We start from the raw sequence: 15,185 nt of genomic DNA, 5'->3' as shown, positions 1-15,185 counted from the left end.
TCAGTCGTTGCGGTGCTCGGCCCACCACTGCTGCCCGGTCTCGGGCAGGGTGTCGATCGGGTCGTAGTAGGCGTGGCGCTTGTTGAGGGCCTCGGCGTCGGCGGACTCGATGGAGGTGCGGTAGTTCTTCGTCCAGTACGAGATGCCGCGGTCGCGGTCGTACTCGGTGAGCATGTGCACCCAGCGCTTGCCGACGAAGGGGACGTCGCAGACGATGCGCGGGGTGGCGTAGCCGGGCAGGTAGCCCATGATGTCGTGCTGGAGCTGCTGGGCGTGCCAGACCGGCACCCGCCAGTGCTCGGCGTTGGGGATCATGTCGCACATGTAGAAGTAGTACGGCAGGATGCCCGCCTCGCCCTGGAGGGCGAAGCAGAGGTCGAGCAGGTCGGGGGCGGTGGCGTTCACGCCGCGCATGAGCACGCCCTGGTTGCGTACGTCGCGGACGCCGACGTCGAGGGCGGTCTGGGCGGCCCTGGCGACCAGCGGGGTGAGCGACTGGGCGTGGTTGACGTGGGTGTGGATGGCCAGGTTGACGCCGCGGCGGGCGGCGGTGCGGGCGACCCGTTCGAGGCCCTCGACGACGTCGGGCTGCAGCCAGTGCTGGGGCAGGCCCATGAGGGCCTTGGTGGCGAGCCGGATGTCGCGGATGGTCTCGATCTCGAGCAGCCGCATCAGGTAGGACTCGAGGTTCTTCCACGGGACGTTGGCCACGTCGCCGCCGGAGACGACGACGTCACGGACGCCGGGGTGGGCCTTGAGGTAGCCGATGTGGGCGTCGTAGCGGTCGACGGGCTTGAGGGCCAGCTTGAGCTTGTCGACCGCGGGGGTGGAGTTGCCGACGAGGTCCATGCGGGTGCAGTGCCCGCAGTACTGCGGGCAGGTGGAGAGCAGTTCGGCGAGGACCTTGGTGGGGTAGCGGTGGGTGAGGCCCTCGGCGACCCACATGTCGTGTTCGTGCAGGGAGTCGCGGCTGGCGTACGGGTGGGAGGGCCAGTCGGTGCGCCGGTCGGAGGCGACGGGGATCATGTAGCGCCGGACGGGGTCGGCGAGGAACGCCTCGGTGCTCATCGGCGCGAACGGGACCATGGTGTTGAGCATCTGCGGCGGCACCAGCATGGACATGGTGGCCAGGGCCTGCTGGTCGGCCTCGAGGTCGGCGTAGAAGGTCTCGTCGACTCCGTCGCCGAGGACGGTGCGCAGCTGCTTGATGTTCTTGACGCAGTTGACGCGCTGCCACTGGGCGTTCTCCCACTGGTCGCGGGTGACGTGCCGCCAGCCGGGGAAGCGGGTCCAGTCGGGTTCGACGAGGGGCGCGCGGCGGTATTCGTAGGGCTGTCCGGCGGTGGGGACCGCGACCGGCGCGGGGCGGGGCGCAGGCAGGGTCTCCACCGGTTGGGTCTGGGTCACGGCCCCTCCTCGATGTGGTGCGATTGATCAGCGACCCCGAAGGCTACTGGAAAATATTCGGTGAAGAAATTAGTCTGCCGGAAGTTTTCCCGCTACGCGAGCCCTGGCCGGGGCTTCGAGCGGCATGACAGGGGAGGTCGGCGTGACGTCACCGGTGGGTCTGCACCGCGTTGTCGAACCGGCGGGGGTGCTGCCGCAGGCCGCGTGGCGGCTGGACGCGAGTCCGGAGATCGCGCCGAACGAGGTGCGGATCCGGGTGGAGCGGTTGAACCTGGACGCGGCGAGCTTCCGGCAGCTGTGGGAGAAGCACGGCGGCAACGGGGACGCGGTGCGCGCCGAGGTGCTCCAGATCGTGTCCGCCCGGGGGAAGATGCAGAACCCGGTGACCGGCTCGGGCGGGATGCTGATCGGCACGGTGGAGGAGGCGGGGCGGCGTTCCCCGCTGGGGTTGAAGGCGGGGGAGCGGGTGGCGACGCTGGTGTCGCTGACGTTGACGCCGCTGACGATCCTCGACGGCCTGACCCGCTGGGACGGGCGCAGCGAGCAGGTGCCGTGCGACGGGTACGCGATCCTGTTCGCCCGGTCGATCGCCGCGGTGCTGCCGGCGGATCTCGATCCGCAGCTGTCCCTGGCGGTGCTGGACGTGTGCGGGGCGCCGGCGCTGACGGCGCGGGTGGTGTCGCGGTACGTGGCGGAGCGGGAGCGGGCGGGGGATCCGGCGCCGGTGCGGGTGGCGGTGATCGGTGGCGCGGGCAAGAGCGGGTCGCTGTCGTTGGCCGCGGCGCGACGGGCGGGTGCCGCCCGTACGGTCGGGGTGGTGCCGGTCGTGGCGGAGCGTGACGCGCTGGCGGCGGTGGGTCTGGCGGACGCGGTGGCGTTGGCCGACGCCCGGGATCCGGTGGCGTTGTCGTCGGCGGTGACGACGGCGTTGGGGGCGCCGGCGGACGTGACGGTGGTCTGCGTGGACGTGCCGGGCTGTGAGCACGGTGCGGTGCTGGCGACGGCGGACGGCGGCACGGTGGTGTTCTTCTCGATGGCGACGAGTTTCGCGGCGGCGGCGTTGGGGGCGGAGGGCCTGGCGGCGGACGTGACGATGCTGGTCGGCAACGGGTACGTGCCGGGGCACGCGGAGTTCGCGCTGGGTCTGCTGCGGTCGGAGTCGGGGGTGCGGGCGTTGTTCGAGGCGCGTCTGGCGGCAGACTGATGGTCATGACGAACCCCTCGACTCTGTACCGCGGCGGGACGCTGCACTGCCCGGCCGATCCGAGCGCGACGGCTCTGCTGGTCACCGACGGCAGGATCTCCTGGCTGGGGGTGGACGCGGACGCGCCGGCCGCCGACCGGGTGGTGGATCTGGACGGGGCGTTGGTGACGCCGGCGTTCGTGGACGCGCACGTGCACGCGACCGACACGGGGTTGGCGTTGTCGGGGCTGGACCTGTCGGCGGTGCGGTCGGCGGCGCAGCTGCTGGACGCGGTGACGGGGTTCGCGGCGGGGTTGCCGTCGGACGCGGTGGTGCTGGGGCACGGCTGGGACGAGTCGAGCTGGTCGGTGCCGGAGTTGCCGGACGCGGCGGCGCTGGGCCGGGCGGCCGGGGGGCGGCGGGTGTACCTGTCGCAGGCGTCGATCCATTCGGCGTTGGTGTCGGTGGCGTTGCTGGCGGCGTGTCCGGAGGTGGTGTCGGCGGCGGGGTACGACGCGTCGGGTTGGTTGCGGCGCGACGCGCACCACGTGGTGCGGGCGGCTGCGTTCGCGTCGGTGACGCGGGCGCAGCGGGTTGCGGCGCAGCGGGCGGCGTTGGCGCACGCGGCGTCGCTGGGTATCGCGGCGGTGCACGAGTGTGGTGGTCCGGAGATCTCCGACGAGGAGGACTTCACGGGGCTGTTGGCGCTGTCGGGCGACGGGGTGGCGGAGGTGTACGGCTACTGGGGTGAGCTGCTGGGTGCGGCGCGGGCCCGGGAGCTGGGTGCGGTGGGGGCGGGGGGTGACCTGTTCGCCGATGGGGCGTTGGGGTCGCGTACGGCGCACGTGTCGCGGGACTACCTGGACGGTGACGGGGGTTGCGGGCACGGTTACCTGAGTGCGGAGCAGGTGCGGGATCATCTGCTGGACTGTGCGGCGCACGGTGTGCAGGGTGGGTTCCACGCGATCGGTGACGCGGCGATCTCGACGGTGTTGGAGGGGTTCGCGGGGGCGGCGGAGAAGCTGGGCACGGACCGGGTGCGGGCGGCCCGGCATCGCATCGAGCACGCGGAGATCATGAACAAGCGGCTGATCGCCGGGTTCGTGGAGTACGGGATCGTGGCGAGCATGCAGCCGGCGTTCGACCGGTTGTGGGGTGGTGCGGGTCGGATGTACGAGTCGCGGCTGGGGTTGGACCGGTCGTTGGAGTCGAATCCGATGGGGGCGATGCACGGCGTCGGGGTGGCGTTGGCGTTCGGGTCGGATTCGCCGGTGACGCCGCTGGACCCGTGGGGTTCGGTGCGGGCGGCGGTGTGGCACCACAGCCCGACGCAGCGGATGAGTGTGCGGGCGGCGTTCGCGGCGCACACCCGTGGCGGGTGGCGGGCGGTGCGGCTGGACAGCGAGGGTGTGCTGGCGTTGGGGGCGCCGGCGACGTTCGCGGTGTGGTCGACGCCGGCGGGGGTGGACCGGGGGTTGCCGGTGTTGTTGGCGGCGGATGTGGAGGCGCGTGGTCCGCAGGACCCGACGCCGCTGCCGGTGTGTCGGCGCACGGTGTTGCGCGGTGACGTGATCTACGAGGAAGGGTCTTCGTGAGCGAGCGAACCATCGGTACGGCACGGGGGGCGCGTGGCGCCGTCGCCGGGCGGAGCGGGGTGACGGTGTGACGGGCAAGCTTGACCTGGATGCGCGGCTGGTGGCGCGGGCGCGGGAGTTGGCGCGTCGCGCCGGGCAGCCGGTGGTGGATCTGGCGCGCAGCCACACCACGGTGTCGGTGGAGCGGGCGGTGCTGCGGCTGGCCGGGGTGAGTGGCGCCGACCCGGACGGCATTCCGTGGGTGAACCGGCTCGTCGACGCGGTGGTCGCGGACGTGGGGTTGGGGCACGGGGTGGCGCTGCCGGTGTTCGACGCCCTGGCGCGGGAGCAGATCAGCGACGTGACGTTGCTGGCGCAGAAGGCGGCGGCCGGGTCGGTGCGGTTCGAGCAGCCGACTCAGAAGGCGGCCACTGCGGCGCGCAGGGCCGCCCGCAGGGCGGTCGGGGCGGGGATCCGGTCGATCGACCGGCGGCGCGCGGAGCGGGACCGGCTGGTGCGGCGGTTCGGGGATCCGAAGCAGCGGCCGTGGATCTACCTGATCGTGGCGACGGGGGACATCTACGAGGACATTCCGCAGGCGCAGGCGGCGGCGCGGGCGGGTGCGGACGTCATCGCGGTGATCCGTTCCACGGGGCAGTCGTTGCTGGACTACGTGCCGGAGGGGGCGACCCGGGAGGGGTTCGCGGGCACGTACGCGACGCAGGAGAACTTTCGGTTGATGCGGGCGGCGCTGGATCAGTCGTCGAGGGAGTTGGGCCGCTACGTGCGGCTGACGAACTACGCGTCGGGTCTGTGCATGCCGGAGATGGCGACGTTGGCCGGCCTGGAGCGGCTGGACATGATGTTGAACGATTCGATGTACGGGATTCTGTTCCGTGACATCAATCCGATCCGTACGTTCGTGGACCAGCGGTTCTCGCGGCAGGTGCACGCGCGGGCGGGGATCATCATCAACACGGGTGAGGACAACTACCTGACCACCGCGGACGCGGTGGACGAGGCGCACACGGTGACGGTGTCGCAGTTGCTCAACGAGTTCTTCGCGCACGAGGCGGGGTTGGCGGACTGGCAGCTGGGGTTGGGGCACGCGTTCGAGATCAATCCGGACGTGCCGGAGTCGTTCCGGCTGGAGTTGGCGCACGCGTTGCTGGCGCGGGAGTTGTTCCCGGACGCGCCGTTGAAGTGGATGCCGCCGACGAAGCACATGACCGGTGACGTGTTCCGGGGAAACCTGCTGGACGGGTTCTTCAACCTGGTGGGGACGATGACCGGTCAGGGGATCCTGCTGGTGGGGATGATGACCGAGGCGGTGGTGACGCCGTGGTTGTCGGATCGGGACATCGCCCTGCAGAACGTGCGGTACGTGCTGGGTGCGGCGGGTGGGTTGCACGAGGACTTCGTGCCGGCGCCGGGCGGGTTCATCCAGCAGCGGGCCAACCGGGTGCTCGGTGAGGCGGTCGACCTGCTGGAGCGCATCGGTGAGCAGTCGCTGTTGACGGCGATCGCCGAGGGCACGTTCGGGATCATGAAGCGGCCGGCGGACCGGGGCAAGGGGCTGGCGGGGGTGGCCGCGCACGAGGCGGACTACTTCAATCCGGCCACGGAGATCCTGGAGGCGCCGGCGGTGGCGGGTGGAGAGGTGGCGGGGGCGTGAGCGCCGTCGAGGCCGGCGGGGACGCCGGGAAGAGGATCGTCCGGCCGTACGGGGACACCACCGGCGACGGCATGGTGCAGGTGTCGTTCACGTTGCCGGTGCCGCACGACAAGCGGGCCGAGGGCGCGGCGGTGCAGTTGGCGAACAAGATGGGCATCGACCCGGCGATGTTGGTGCACGCGAAGCCGATGGGTGACGGGTTCACCTTCTTCGTGGTGTATGGGCGGGTGAACCATCTGGTGGACCTGGCGGCGGTGCAGGTGGTGGAGCGTGACTTCCCGCTGTTGTCGGCGAAGGAGGTCAACGCGGTGGTGAAGCAGCGGTTGCGGCGCAAGTTGTCGGTGGTGGGGGCGTGCATCGGCACGGACGCGCACACGGTCGGCATCGACGCGATCCTGAACGTCAAGGGCATCGCGGGGGAGAAGGGCCTGGAGTACTACCGGGAGTTGAAGGTCACCAACCTGGGTGCGCAGGTGAGTGTGCCGGAGCTGGTGGAGGCGGCGCGGGTGGAGCGGGCCGACGCGGTGCTGGTGTCGCAGGTGGTGACGCAGCGCGACGCGCATCTGCACAACACGCGGGAGATGTCGGCGGCGTTCCGGGAGGCGATGCCGGCGGGGAAGCGGCCGCTGCTGATCGTGGGTGGGCCGCGTTTCGACGAGACGATGGCCGGCGAGTTGGGCGTGGATCGGATCTTCGGCCGGGGGACGACCCCGGGTGAGGTGGCGAGTTATCTGGTGCACGCGTTGATCACGGAGAAGAAGGCGAAGGCATGAGTGATTCCCGGGTGGGTCTGACGGTCGTGCACCGGCGGTACGTGCCGTATTCGCACGCCCACTACGCGGGCAACCTGGTCGACGGGGCGTACGCGTTGGGGTTGTTCGGGGACGTGGCGACGGAGGTGTGTATCCGCACCGATGGCGACGAGGGGTTGTTCGCGTCGTACTCGGACGTGCAGTTCCGTGCGGCGATGCGGGCGGGCGACGTGTTGGAGGTGACGGCGACGGTGACCCGGGTGGGTACGCGCAGCCGCACGATCGACTTCGTCGCGAGGGTGGTGTGTCGGGGTCGTCCGGATCGGGGGGAGTCGGCCGCGGAGGTTCTCGAGGAGCCGATCGTGGCGGTCACCGCGACCGGCACGGTGGTCGTTCCGCCGGTGGCGTGAGGTACGCGGTCTGCGCCGACGTCGGGTCCACGTACACGAAGGTGGCGGTGGTGGACCTCGACGCGGGCGCGTTGGTGGCGTCGTCGTCGGCGCCGACGACGGTGGGCACGGACGTGCTGCACGGCCTGGATGCGGCGGTGGCGGCGGCCACGGCCGGTCTGGCGGTGGGTGGGGTGCCGTGGTACGTGTGTTCGTCGGCCGGTGGTGGGTTGCGGTTGGCGGTCGTCGGTTACGAGCAGTTGGTGACCGCGCAGGCGGGTCGGCGGGTGGGTCTGTCGGCGGGCGCGAACGTGGTGCACGTGGCGGCGGGTCGGCTCGGTGCGGTGGAGCTGTCGGCGTTGCGGGCGGCCCGTCCGGACGTGGTGCTGCTGGTGGGTGGCACCGACGGCGGTGACGCCGAGACGTTGACGCACAACGCGACGCGGTTGGCGAGGGCCCGTTGGCGGGTGCCGGTGGTGTTGGCCGGCAACGTCGATGTCCGTGACGGCCTGCATGCCGTGTTGGCGGGGGCGGGGGTGCCGGTGACGGTGGCGGAGAACGTGCTGCCGCGCATCGGGGTGCTGGCGCCGGCGTCGGCGCGGGCGGCGATCCGGGAGGTGTTCCTGCGGCACGTGATCGGTGGGAAGCGGCTGTCGCGGGGGTCGCGGTTCGCGCGGCTGGTGCGGGCGGCCACCCCCGACGCGGTGCTGACCGGCGTGGAGGTGCTGGCCGACGCCCTGGGTGGTGATCTGGTGGTGGTCGACGTGGGGGGCGCCACCACCGACGTGTATTCGGTGCTCACGCCGGACGAGCGGGCCACCGGGCCGGGGCGGGAGGTGGCGGGGTCGCTGTGGCGGGCCCGCACCGTCGAGGGGGACCTGGGGATGCGGTGGAGCGCGCCGGGGGTGGTGCGGGCGGCCGTGGAGGAGCGGTTGCTGAGCGACGCGGAGCGCGACGCTCTGGCGGCGGGGGCGGCGGTGCGTGCCGGTGATCCGGGGTTTCTGCCTTCTCGGGACGCGGACCGGGCGGTGGATGCCCGGATCGCGGCCCTGGCGGCGACGGTGGCGTTGCGCCGGCACGCGCGGGGGGCGGCCACGGGTGAGCGGGCCGGGCGGGACCTGCGCGACGTGCGGCTGCTGGTGGGTTCCGGTGGGGTGCTGCGGCACGCGGCGGCGGCGGACGCGGCCGGTGTGTTGGGTGCGGTGCTGGGCGATCATGCCGGTGGGTGGCCGTTGCCGCGCGCGGCCCGGCCGGTCGTCGACGTCGACTACGTGCTGGCTGCCGGTGGGCTGTTGGCTGCCGAGCATCCGGAGGCGGCGGGGGCGTTGCTGTGCCGGCACCTGGGCACGCATTGAGACTCGCCGACGCGACACGCCGTGGTGCATCACACGACAGGCCCGGGCGGGTTGACAGCGGCGGGGGTCCACGCCGTACCGTCTTTGAGTCCTACTACGGGAAGCGGCTGTTGTTCGCTTCGTCCCTTCGTCCGCTGGCCGAGCGACATGTGAGCAGTGCGTCGCGGCGGCCAGGTCCAGCGGGCGGGGGTCGGCGGGGCGGCGCGAACCGGCCGCGGTTACCGGTGTACGGGCAGGGTGAGGTGCACGGCCAGTAGACAACGGCCAGGCGGGGGCAGCCAGTCCGCGTCGGGTCGGTCCGAAGGTCGGCGTAGCTCATTCTCGCCCCACCGGCCGGGAAGGGCCTGGGAGCATCGGGGCGCGGCGCGAGCCGCGCCCCGATTTGTGTCTGCGGCCCCTGCGAGGTGTGTGGCCCGGTGGGGCGGCGACCGGCCGGCGGGTAGCCTTCGGCCCGTGATCGTGGGGAACGTGCCGGCGGCGACCGGGGACGACAGGCGGCCGAGCGCCGGGCGGGCGGGGGCGCTGCCGTTGCCGGTGGCGGCGCCGATGGCGGTGCTGGCCGGGCTGGCGGTGCTGGCGGCGTTTCCTCCGTACGGGCTGTGGCCGCTGGCGCCGCTGGGTGTGGCGTTGCTGGCCGTGGCGACGCACCGGCGTCGGGTGCGCGCGGGCGCGGGGCTGGGTTTCCTGGCCGGTGTGGCGCTGTTCGCGCCGCTGTTGAGCTGGACGAATCTGCACACCGGTTACCTGCCGTGGCTGTTGTTGTCGCTGTTGCAGGCCGGCTACCTGGCGCTGCTGGGTGCGGCGGGGGCGTTCGTGTCGCCGGTGGTGGACCGGGCGCGGTGGGGTTGGCCGGCGGTGACCGGGGTGCTGTGGGTGGGGCAGGAGGCGCTGCGCGACCGCACCCCGTTCGGCGGGTTCCCGTGGGGGCGGTTGGCGTTCAGCCAGGGTGACTCGCCGCTGTTGCGGCTGGCCGCGCTGGGCGGCGCGCCGCTGGTGACGTTCGCGGTGGCGCTGGCCGGTGGGCTGCTCGGCGCGGCGCTGTGGCGGGCGTGGGAGTCGCCGCGGCGGTGGGCGCCGGTCGCGGCGCTGAGCGCGGCGGCGGTCGCGGTGCCCGTGGCGGGGCTGCTGGTGCCGGTGGCCGCCGCCGGTGACGGCGCGAGTGTGACGGTGGCGATCGTGCAGGGCAACGTGCCGCGGCTCGGGTTGGACTTCAACGCCCAGCGGCAGGCGGTGCTCAACAACCACGTCGACGCCACGATCGAGCTGGCCGGGCAGGTGAGTGCCGGTACCCGGGAGCGTCCCGACCTGGTGGTGTGGCCGGAGAACTCCAGCGACATCGACCCGCTGCGCGACACCGATGCCGGGGCGCGCATCTCGCAGGCCGCCGACGCGGTCGGCGCGCCGATCCTGGTCGGTGCGGTGCTGCGCGGTCCGGGGGAGGGGCAGGTCCGCAACGCGGGGATCCTGTGGCGGCCCGGCAGCGGCCCGGACCTGGAGCAGCTGTACACCAAGCGGCATCCGGTGCCGTTCGCCGAGTACGTGCCGATGCGCGATCTCGCCCGGCTGGTCAGCAAGCAGGTCGACCGGGTGCGCGCCGATTTCGTGCCTGGCAGCGAGCCGGGGGTGCTGCGTGCCGGGGCGGCGGTGCTCGGCGACGTGATCTGCTTCGAGGTCGCCTACGACGAGGTGGTCCGCGACACCGTCACCGGCGGGGCGCAGCTGCTGGTGGTGCAGACCAACAACGCCACGTTCGACGTGGCCGAGGCGCGCCAGCAGCTGGCCATGGTGCGGCTGCGGGCGGTCGAGCACGGCCGGCCGGCGTTGATGGCCTCCACGGTCGGGGTGTCCGGGTTCGTTGCCCCGGACGGGCGGGTAAGCGACGCCACCGGGTTCAACACCCGAGCGGTCGTGGTGCGGCAGCTGCGGCTGGACGACGGGCGCACCCTGGCCACCCGGGTCGGGCTGTGGCCGGAGGTGGCGTTGGCCACCCTGGCGGTGGTGGCCCTGGTCGGCGCGGCCGTGCTGCGCCGCCGGCACCACGCCGGGTGACAGCAGCCGGTACGCCGGCGGAGGGGAAGCGACGGTGGGCGAGACGACCGGCACCCGACCGGACACCGGTCATCCGGGCGTGGGTCGGGTGCTCGTGGTGATCCCGACGTACAACGAGGCCGACAACGTGGCGCGGATCGTGGCGCGGGTACGCCGTGCCGCGCCGGCGGTGCAGATCCTGGTCGCCGACGACAACAGCCCGGACGGCACCGGCGTGGTCGCCGACGCCCTGGCCGCCGCCGACGCTCGGGTGCACGTGCTGCACCGCGAGGGCAAGCAGGGCCTCGGCGCGGCGTACCTGGCGGGGTTCGCGTGGGCGCGTGAGCGCGGCTTCGACGCGGTGGTGGAGATGGACGCGGACGGTTCGCACGCCCCGGAGGATCTGCCGGCGCTGCTGTCGGCCGCCCGCGACGCCGACGTGGTGATCGGTTCCCGGTGGACCCGCGGGGCGCGGTTGGTGAACTGGCCGCTGCGGCGGCTGCTGCTGTCGCGTTGTGGCAACCTGTACGCGCGGGTGGCGTTGGGCATGCCGCTGTCCGACGCGACGGGCGGCTACCGGGTGTACCGGCTGGCGGCCCTGGACGAGATCGACCTGGAGTCGGTCTGCTCGCAGGGCTACTCGTTCCAGGTGGAGTTGTCCCGGCTGGCGCACCGGGTGGGGGCGCGCATCGTCGAGGTGCCGATCACGTTCGCGGAGCGGGAGCGTGGCAGCAGCAAGATGAGCCCGCTGATCGTGGCGGAGGCGCTGTGGCGGATCACCGCGTGGGGGGTGCAGGATCGGCGGCTGGCGGTGCGGCGGGGCCTGCACGGCACCCCCACGGGTCAGGTGCGGTGGCCCTGAGCGGCGGCGTGTCATGCTGGACGGGGCGCCGGCGCCCGCGCGGGGCGACCGTGTCGCGGGCGCCGCTGAGGGCGGATGGGGTGAGATGCGCCGAGGACTGAGGTTTGTGCCGTTGGCCCTGTTGGCGGCGACGCTGCTGGAGCTGGTGGTGTTCGTCGCGGTGGGGCGCGTGATCGGGTTCGGCTGGGCAGTGCTGGCGGTGTTCGCGGCGTCGCTGCTCGGGCTGGTGCTGCTGCGGCGCGAGGGGATGCGCGCGTGGCGTGGCTTCCGGGCCTCCGCCGAGGCCGGTCAGCCGCCGGGCCGGCAGGTCACCGACGGTCTCGTCGGGCTGCTGGGCGCGCTGCTGCTGGCGATGCCGGGCCTGCTCACCGGCCTGGTGGGGGTGCTGCTGCTGGTGCCGCCGGTGCGCCGGTTGGCCCGCAACGGGGTGCAGCGGGCGGCGGAGCGGCGGGTGTCGTCGATGGTCGCCGGTGACCTGTTCGGGCCGCGCCGGGTGCGGGTGCGCCGCGGCGCGCCGCAGCCGGCCCCGCAGCCGGCGGCCGAGCCGACTGTCGTCGACGGGGGTCGGGCCATCGAGGGCGAGATCGTCGAGCCCGGCCGGAACTGATGCGGACACGACGGCGCCCCGGGAGCAACCCCTCCCCGGGGGCCGTCGTGTCCGGTGCGGCTCAGGCGCGGCCGCGGCGGGTGCGGACCTCCTGCAGCCGCTCGGCGAGGATGTCCTCCAGTTCGGCGATGGAGCGCCGCTCCAGCAGCATGTCCCAGTGGGTGCGCGGCGGCTTGGCCTTCTTCTGCTCCGGCTCACTGCCGTCGACCAGCCGGGCCACGCTGCCGTCGAACTTGCATTCCCAGGTCGTGGGGACCTCGGCGTCGACGGCGAACGGAACCTCGAACTGGTGGCCCTTGGCGCAGAGGTACTCGCGGGTCTGACGCGGCGCGAGCTCCGTGTTGCGGTCGGATTCGTAGCTGACCGCGCCCAGACGGCTTCCGCGCAGCATACGCTCGCCCATGATCGACTTCCCCTCGTTCGTGGTGCTGGTCTTCTCGGTGTAACGGTCCGTTCCCGCCGGGCCATTCCCGCCCGGGGTGCCCGGTCGGGCCTGCACAAGGGTAGCCGGCCATGCCAGCCGCCCGGCGGGGTCGCCCCGGGGCCGGGTCGGATGGGTGGAGTGTTTCCGCTGCCAACGGCGATGGTAGCCGCCCCGACGCAGTGCAGGCGGCGATGGCCGGTGACGCGCCGGGCGTTGCCGACCACGCGGTGGCCCGGTGCGCGCTTGCGCTTCCCGCGTCGGTGGGCTCAGGTCGTCGGGGTCGGTGGCAGCGGCAGCGGCAGGCCCGGCAGCCCGTCGATGCTGCGGGCCACGTGGTCCTTGCCGGCGAAGTAGTCGCTCAGCGACGCGTCGTCCTCCCGGGCGAACCGCTTGCCGTGCAGGTCCCGGTCGGCGTCGTAGGACATGAACGGCACCGCGTAGCCGCAGGTGTCGCGGATCAACTCGGCGCGCACGACGATGATCGCCCGCAGGCCGTGCACGCTGGTGTCGATGTCCGGGAAGTGGGCCACCAGCTCACCCCAGCGGGGATCGTCGCGGAACACGGGCTCGCCGCGCCCGTGCACCCGCACGATGTTCGGCGGCCCCTCGAACGCGCACCACATGAGCGTGATCCGGCCGTTCTCCCGCAGGTGCGCGATGGTCTCGGCGTTGCTGCCCGCGAAGTCCAGGTAGGCCACGGTGTGCGCGTCGAGGACCGCCCACGAGCCCCGCAGTCCCTTGGGGGACAGGTTGATGGTGCCGTCGCCCGACAGCGGGGCCGTGGCGGTGAAGAACAGCGGCTGGTCCTCGATGAAGGTGCGCAGGCGGCCCTCGATGCGCTCATGTGTCTTTCCCACCTGGGCATCATGACCCGCCGACGGCCCGCCCTGCTGCCCCGGGGCACCGCCGTCCCACGCCGGCCGCCGCGCCCCAGCGCGGCGTGAACCCCGGCTCCTGGACGGGGCCGCTCAACGGGGAGACGCGGCGATGTGCACGCGGGCGCTGTCGTCGTCGGACAGGAACGACGACAGCGCCCGCCCCTGCTCGGTGACGGCGGCCCGCTCGGCCCGGGAGAAGCGGCGCAGCCTCCCTCGGCCGCTTCGACGCCGACATCGAGGTCGTCGGCCCGGCCGAGCTCAGGGACGCCTGCGCGCGGTTGGCCCGCCGCCACGCCGACGCCGCCACCGACGCACCCGCCACGGCGTCACCGACCGGCTGAGCCGGGCGGGCACCGCGCTGCTCGGCCATGCCGACGCGCCTGCCTGTCGGGGCGTGATAGCCGGCGTCAACATGGACCCCGGCAACGAGGGCTAGTGCCGGGCTTAAGAAAATTAAGATCCACATCTTTAAAATCAAGTCTACGAGGGGTATAACTTAAGACATGACCGAGCGCGCGATGGACTGGCAGGAACTCACCAACCTGACCCGGGGCCAGCCGTTCGTCGTGGAGCGGGTGCGCCTGGCGGACAGCGGCGTCGCGATCGAGGGCGAGTTCGAGCTGCCGCAACTGGCTCAGCTCAACGTCGAGGACCAGGTCTTCGTCACGGCGTTCGTGCGGTGCCACGGTTCCATCAAGGAGATGGAGCGGATCTTCGGGGTGAGCTACCCGACGGTCAAGTCACGACTGAACCGGATCACGCAGATGCTCGACTTCGTCGAGATCGATCCGGCGCCGTCGCGAGCCGACGTCATCGATCGGTTGCGCCGCGGCGAGATCACCGCACAGCAGGCGGTGTCCGAGTTGGAGGGCCGCCCGTGATGCCGCAGTCGGTGACCGTACGGGTCGAACGCCCGGCCGGTAGCCCCTTCCGGATCTGGATCCCGGTGCTCCCCGTCGTGCTCGTGTGCTCACCGGTCGTGGTCCTGGTCGTGCTGGTGACGGCCGTGGCCTGCCTCGCGTACCGCGTCAGTGTGGTGCGCGCGCTCGGCACCGGTTGGCGCGTCGTCACCGCGTTGCCCGGCACCCGGGTCGACGTCGAGCAGGGCCGCACGGCCGTGCTCGTGACAATCCGATAGGAGAGGTCCATTGAACGAACAGCGTAGGGACATCCTCGACATGCTGGCCGAGGGCAGGATCACCGCGACGGAGGCGGAGCAGCTCATCGCCGCGCTCGAACGGGACCAGCCGCTGGCGGCGTCGAGTCTCGACGCCCGGCCGAAGAACAAGGCGAAGTATCTGCGGGTGGTGGTGGACACCGTCGAGAACGGTGAGCCGGGGCGGGTCAACGTGCGGGTCCCGCTGCAGTTGTTGCGGGCCGGCGTACGGCTGGCGGCCCTGATCCCGCCGCAGGCACTGGGTCAGGCCAACGCCGAACTGAACAAGTCGGGCGTGCCGTTCGACCTGACGCAGCTCAAGCCCGAACAGCTCGAGGCGCTCGTGGAGCACCTCGACGAGATGACCGTGGAGGTCGACCAGCCCGATGCGAAGGTGCGTGTCTTCTGCGAGTAGCCGCCGTCGGAGTCGGACGGACGCTCGGGAGGGTGCGGGAACACCCTCCCGAGGCCGCGCCCGCTACAGCAGAGCACGGTTGAACTGCGAATCTGAAGTCTAGCCGCGCAGCCGGCCGGATCGACATCGACACCGGGAGCGGCAAGGTCCGCGTCGATCGATCACCGAAGGCCGCCTTGGGCGCCGTCCGGGTCGCTCAGCTGGCCTGCCGGGCGGAGCCGAGGTTCGCCAGCGCGGCGGCGAGGTGGCTGACCTGGTCGGCCAGTTGGGCCGTGCGCCGCTGCGCCTCGTCGCGGTCGGTCTCGGCGGCGCGCAGCCGTACGGTCAGGTCGTCGGCGCGGCTCTCGGCGGCGGTGGCGGCCTCCCGCGCGGCGGCCAGGTCGGCGCGCAGCGTGTCGTGCCGGGCCGCGAGGTCGGCCAGCTCCGCGCGGGCCTGCTCGGCGCCCGCCTCGGCGCGCTGCCGGGCGGCCTCGGCGTCGC

15 protein-coding genes and 1 pseudogene are annotated in these 15,185 nt (G+C 72.6%); 12 read left to right on the top strand and 4 right to left on the bottom strand.

All coding sequences use genetic code 11. From position 1 onward, the window contains the following. The gene (locus tag AB0G13_RS20730; protein ID WP_357876481.1) at positions 1 to 1,407 is read right to left on the bottom strand and encodes a lysine 2,3-aminomutase; all 1,407 of its coding nucleotides are present in this window, start codon (positions 1,405 to 1,407) and stop codon (positions 1 to 3) included. A gap of 154 nt (positions 1,408 to 1,561) precedes the next feature. Here AB0G13_RS20730 and AB0G13_RS20725 point away from each other — a divergent pair, with 154 nt between their 5' ends. The 9 genes from AB0G13_RS20725 to AB0G13_RS20685 all read left to right on the top strand — a co-directional run bounded on the left by AB0G13_RS20725 (position 1,562) and on the right by AB0G13_RS20685 (position 11,832). Next, on the top strand, positions 1,562 to 2,611 hold the full coding sequence (locus AB0G13_RS20725) for a zinc-binding alcohol dehydrogenase (RefSeq protein WP_357876520.1): 1,050 nt from the start codon (positions 1,562 to 1,564) through the stop codon (positions 2,609 to 2,611). Positions 2,612 to 2,616: 5 nt separating this feature from the next. Beyond that, positions 2,617 to 4,185 (top strand): amidohydrolase family protein, encoded by a 1,569-nt coding sequence (locus AB0G13_RS20720; protein ID WP_357876479.1) that lies wholly within the window; start codon positions 2,617 to 2,619, stop codon positions 4,183 to 4,185. Positions 4,186 to 4,252: 67 nt separating this feature from the next. Next, positions 4,253 to 5,839, top strand: coding sequence for a lysine 5,6-aminomutase subunit alpha (locus AB0G13_RS20715; RefSeq protein ID WP_357876477.1), 1,587 nt, complete (start codon positions 4,253 to 4,255; stop codon positions 5,837 to 5,839). Between the two features lie 71 nt (positions 5,840 to 5,910). Then, complete coding sequence (locus AB0G13_RS20710; RefSeq protein ID WP_357876518.1) at positions 5,911 to 6,612, top strand: OAM dimerization domain-containing protein; 702 nt, start codon at positions 5,911 to 5,913, stop codon at positions 6,610 to 6,612. Then, positions 6,609 to 7,001, top strand: coding sequence for a hotdog domain-containing protein (locus AB0G13_RS20705; protein WP_357876475.1), 393 nt, complete (start codon positions 6,609 to 6,611; stop codon positions 6,999 to 7,001). Before AB0G13_RS20710 ends, AB0G13_RS20705 begins: the two co-directional genes overlap by 4 nt. After that, on the top strand, positions 6,998 to 8,335 hold the full coding sequence (locus tag AB0G13_RS20700) for a glutamate mutase L (protein WP_357876473.1): 1,338 nt from the start codon (positions 6,998 to 7,000) through the stop codon (positions 8,333 to 8,335). Before AB0G13_RS20705 ends, AB0G13_RS20700 begins: the two co-directional genes overlap by 4 nt. Before the next feature lie 468 nt (positions 8,336 to 8,803). Next, complete coding sequence (lnt, locus tag AB0G13_RS20695; RefSeq protein ID WP_357876516.1) at positions 8,804 to 10,384, top strand: apolipoprotein N-acyltransferase; 1,581 nt, start codon at positions 8,804 to 8,806, stop codon at positions 10,382 to 10,384. A 34-nt stretch (positions 10,385 to 10,418) separates the two neighbouring features. Then, positions 10,419 to 11,225 carry a polyprenol monophosphomannose synthase gene (locus AB0G13_RS20690; RefSeq protein WP_357876471.1) on the top strand — a complete coding sequence of 269 codons (807 nt, stop codon included), beginning with the start codon at positions 10,419 to 10,421 and terminating at the stop codon, positions 11,223 to 11,225. Positions 11,226 to 11,310: 85 nt separating this feature from the next. Continuing rightward, complete coding sequence (locus AB0G13_RS20685) at positions 11,311 to 11,832, top strand: FxsA family protein (protein WP_357876469.1); 522 nt, start codon at positions 11,311 to 11,313, stop codon at positions 11,830 to 11,832. A gap of 61 nt (positions 11,833 to 11,893) precedes the next feature. Here AB0G13_RS20685 and AB0G13_RS20680 read toward each other — a convergent pair whose 3' ends face one another. Both AB0G13_RS20680 and AB0G13_RS20675 read right to left on the bottom strand, forming a co-directional pair. Then, positions 11,894 to 12,235: an RNA polymerase-binding protein RbpA gene (locus AB0G13_RS20680; protein ID WP_046564157.1), complete on the bottom strand. Its 342-nt coding sequence runs from the start codon at positions 12,233 to 12,235 to the stop codon at positions 11,894 to 11,896. Between the two features lie 287 nt (positions 12,236 to 12,522). Further along, positions 12,523 to 13,113, bottom strand: coding sequence for a pyridoxamine 5'-phosphate oxidase family protein (locus AB0G13_RS20675; RefSeq protein WP_357876467.1), 591 nt, complete (start codon positions 13,111 to 13,113; stop codon positions 12,523 to 12,525). Positions 13,114 to 13,637: 524 nt separating this feature from the next. Here AB0G13_RS20675 and AB0G13_RS20670 point away from each other — a divergent pair. From AB0G13_RS20670 to AB0G13_RS20660, 3 genes are read left to right on the top strand one after another with little or no spacing between them, the layout of a single operon-like run. Beyond that, positions 13,638 to 14,015, top strand: coding sequence for a DUF2089 domain-containing protein (locus AB0G13_RS20670; protein ID WP_357876465.1), 378 nt, complete (start codon positions 13,638 to 13,640; stop codon positions 14,013 to 14,015). Beyond that, a complete protein-coding gene (locus AB0G13_RS20665) occupies positions 14,015 to 14,272 on the top strand; it encodes a hypothetical protein (RefSeq protein ID WP_357876463.1) in 258 nt (85 codons plus the stop codon). The genes AB0G13_RS20670 and AB0G13_RS20665 overlap by 1 nt, the downstream gene beginning before the upstream one ends. 10 nt (positions 14,273 to 14,282) lie before the next feature. Next, positions 14,283 to 14,705 (top strand): hypothetical protein, encoded by a 423-nt coding sequence (locus tag AB0G13_RS20660; RefSeq protein WP_357876461.1) that lies wholly within the window; start codon positions 14,283 to 14,285, stop codon positions 14,703 to 14,705. A gap of 196 nt (positions 14,706 to 14,901) precedes the next feature. On the opposite strand, the pseudogene AB0G13_RS20655 reads toward AB0G13_RS20660, so the two are convergent. Further along, a pseudogene (locus tag AB0G13_RS20655) lies at positions 14,902 to 15,185 on the bottom strand (hypothetical protein); the annotation flags it as partial.

Origin of the sequence: Micromonospora sp. NPDC023633 (assembly GCF_040640035.1) — a bacterium.
Taxonomy (GTDB): Bacteria; Actinomycetota; Actinomycetes; order Mycobacteriales; family Micromonosporaceae; genus Micromonospora.
The sequence above is the reverse complement of the archived record's forward strand: the minus strand, read 5'-3'. Positions and strand labels throughout refer to the sequence as shown.

Bases quoted from the DNA above. Each gene is read 5' to 3' on its own strand.
- AB0G13_RS20720 (WP_357876479.1), top strand. From the start codon at position 2,617: ATGACGAACCCCTCGACTCTGTACCGCGGCGGGACGCTGCACTGCCCG.
- AB0G13_RS20710 (WP_357876518.1), top strand. From the start codon at position 5,911: ATGGTGCAGGTGTCGTTCACGTTGCCGGTGCCGCACGACAAGCGGGCC.
- AB0G13_RS20705 (WP_357876475.1), top strand. From the start codon at position 6,609: ATGAGTGATTCCCGGGTGGGTCTGACGGTCGTGCACCGGCGGTACGTG.
- AB0G13_RS20685 (WP_357876469.1), top strand. From the start codon at position 11,311: ATGCGCCGAGGACTGAGGTTTGTGCCGTTGGCCCTGTTGGCGGCGACG.
- AB0G13_RS20680 (WP_046564157.1), bottom strand. From the start codon at position 12,235: ATGGGCGAGCGTATGCTGCGCGGAAGCCGTCTGGGCGCGGTCAGCTAC.
- AB0G13_RS20670 (WP_357876465.1), top strand. From the start codon at position 13,638: ATGACCGAGCGCGCGATGGACTGGCAGGAACTCACCAACCTGACCCGG.
- AB0G13_RS20665 (WP_357876463.1), top strand. From the start codon at position 14,015: ATGCCGCAGTCGGTGACCGTACGGGTCGAACGCCCGGCCGGTAGCCCC.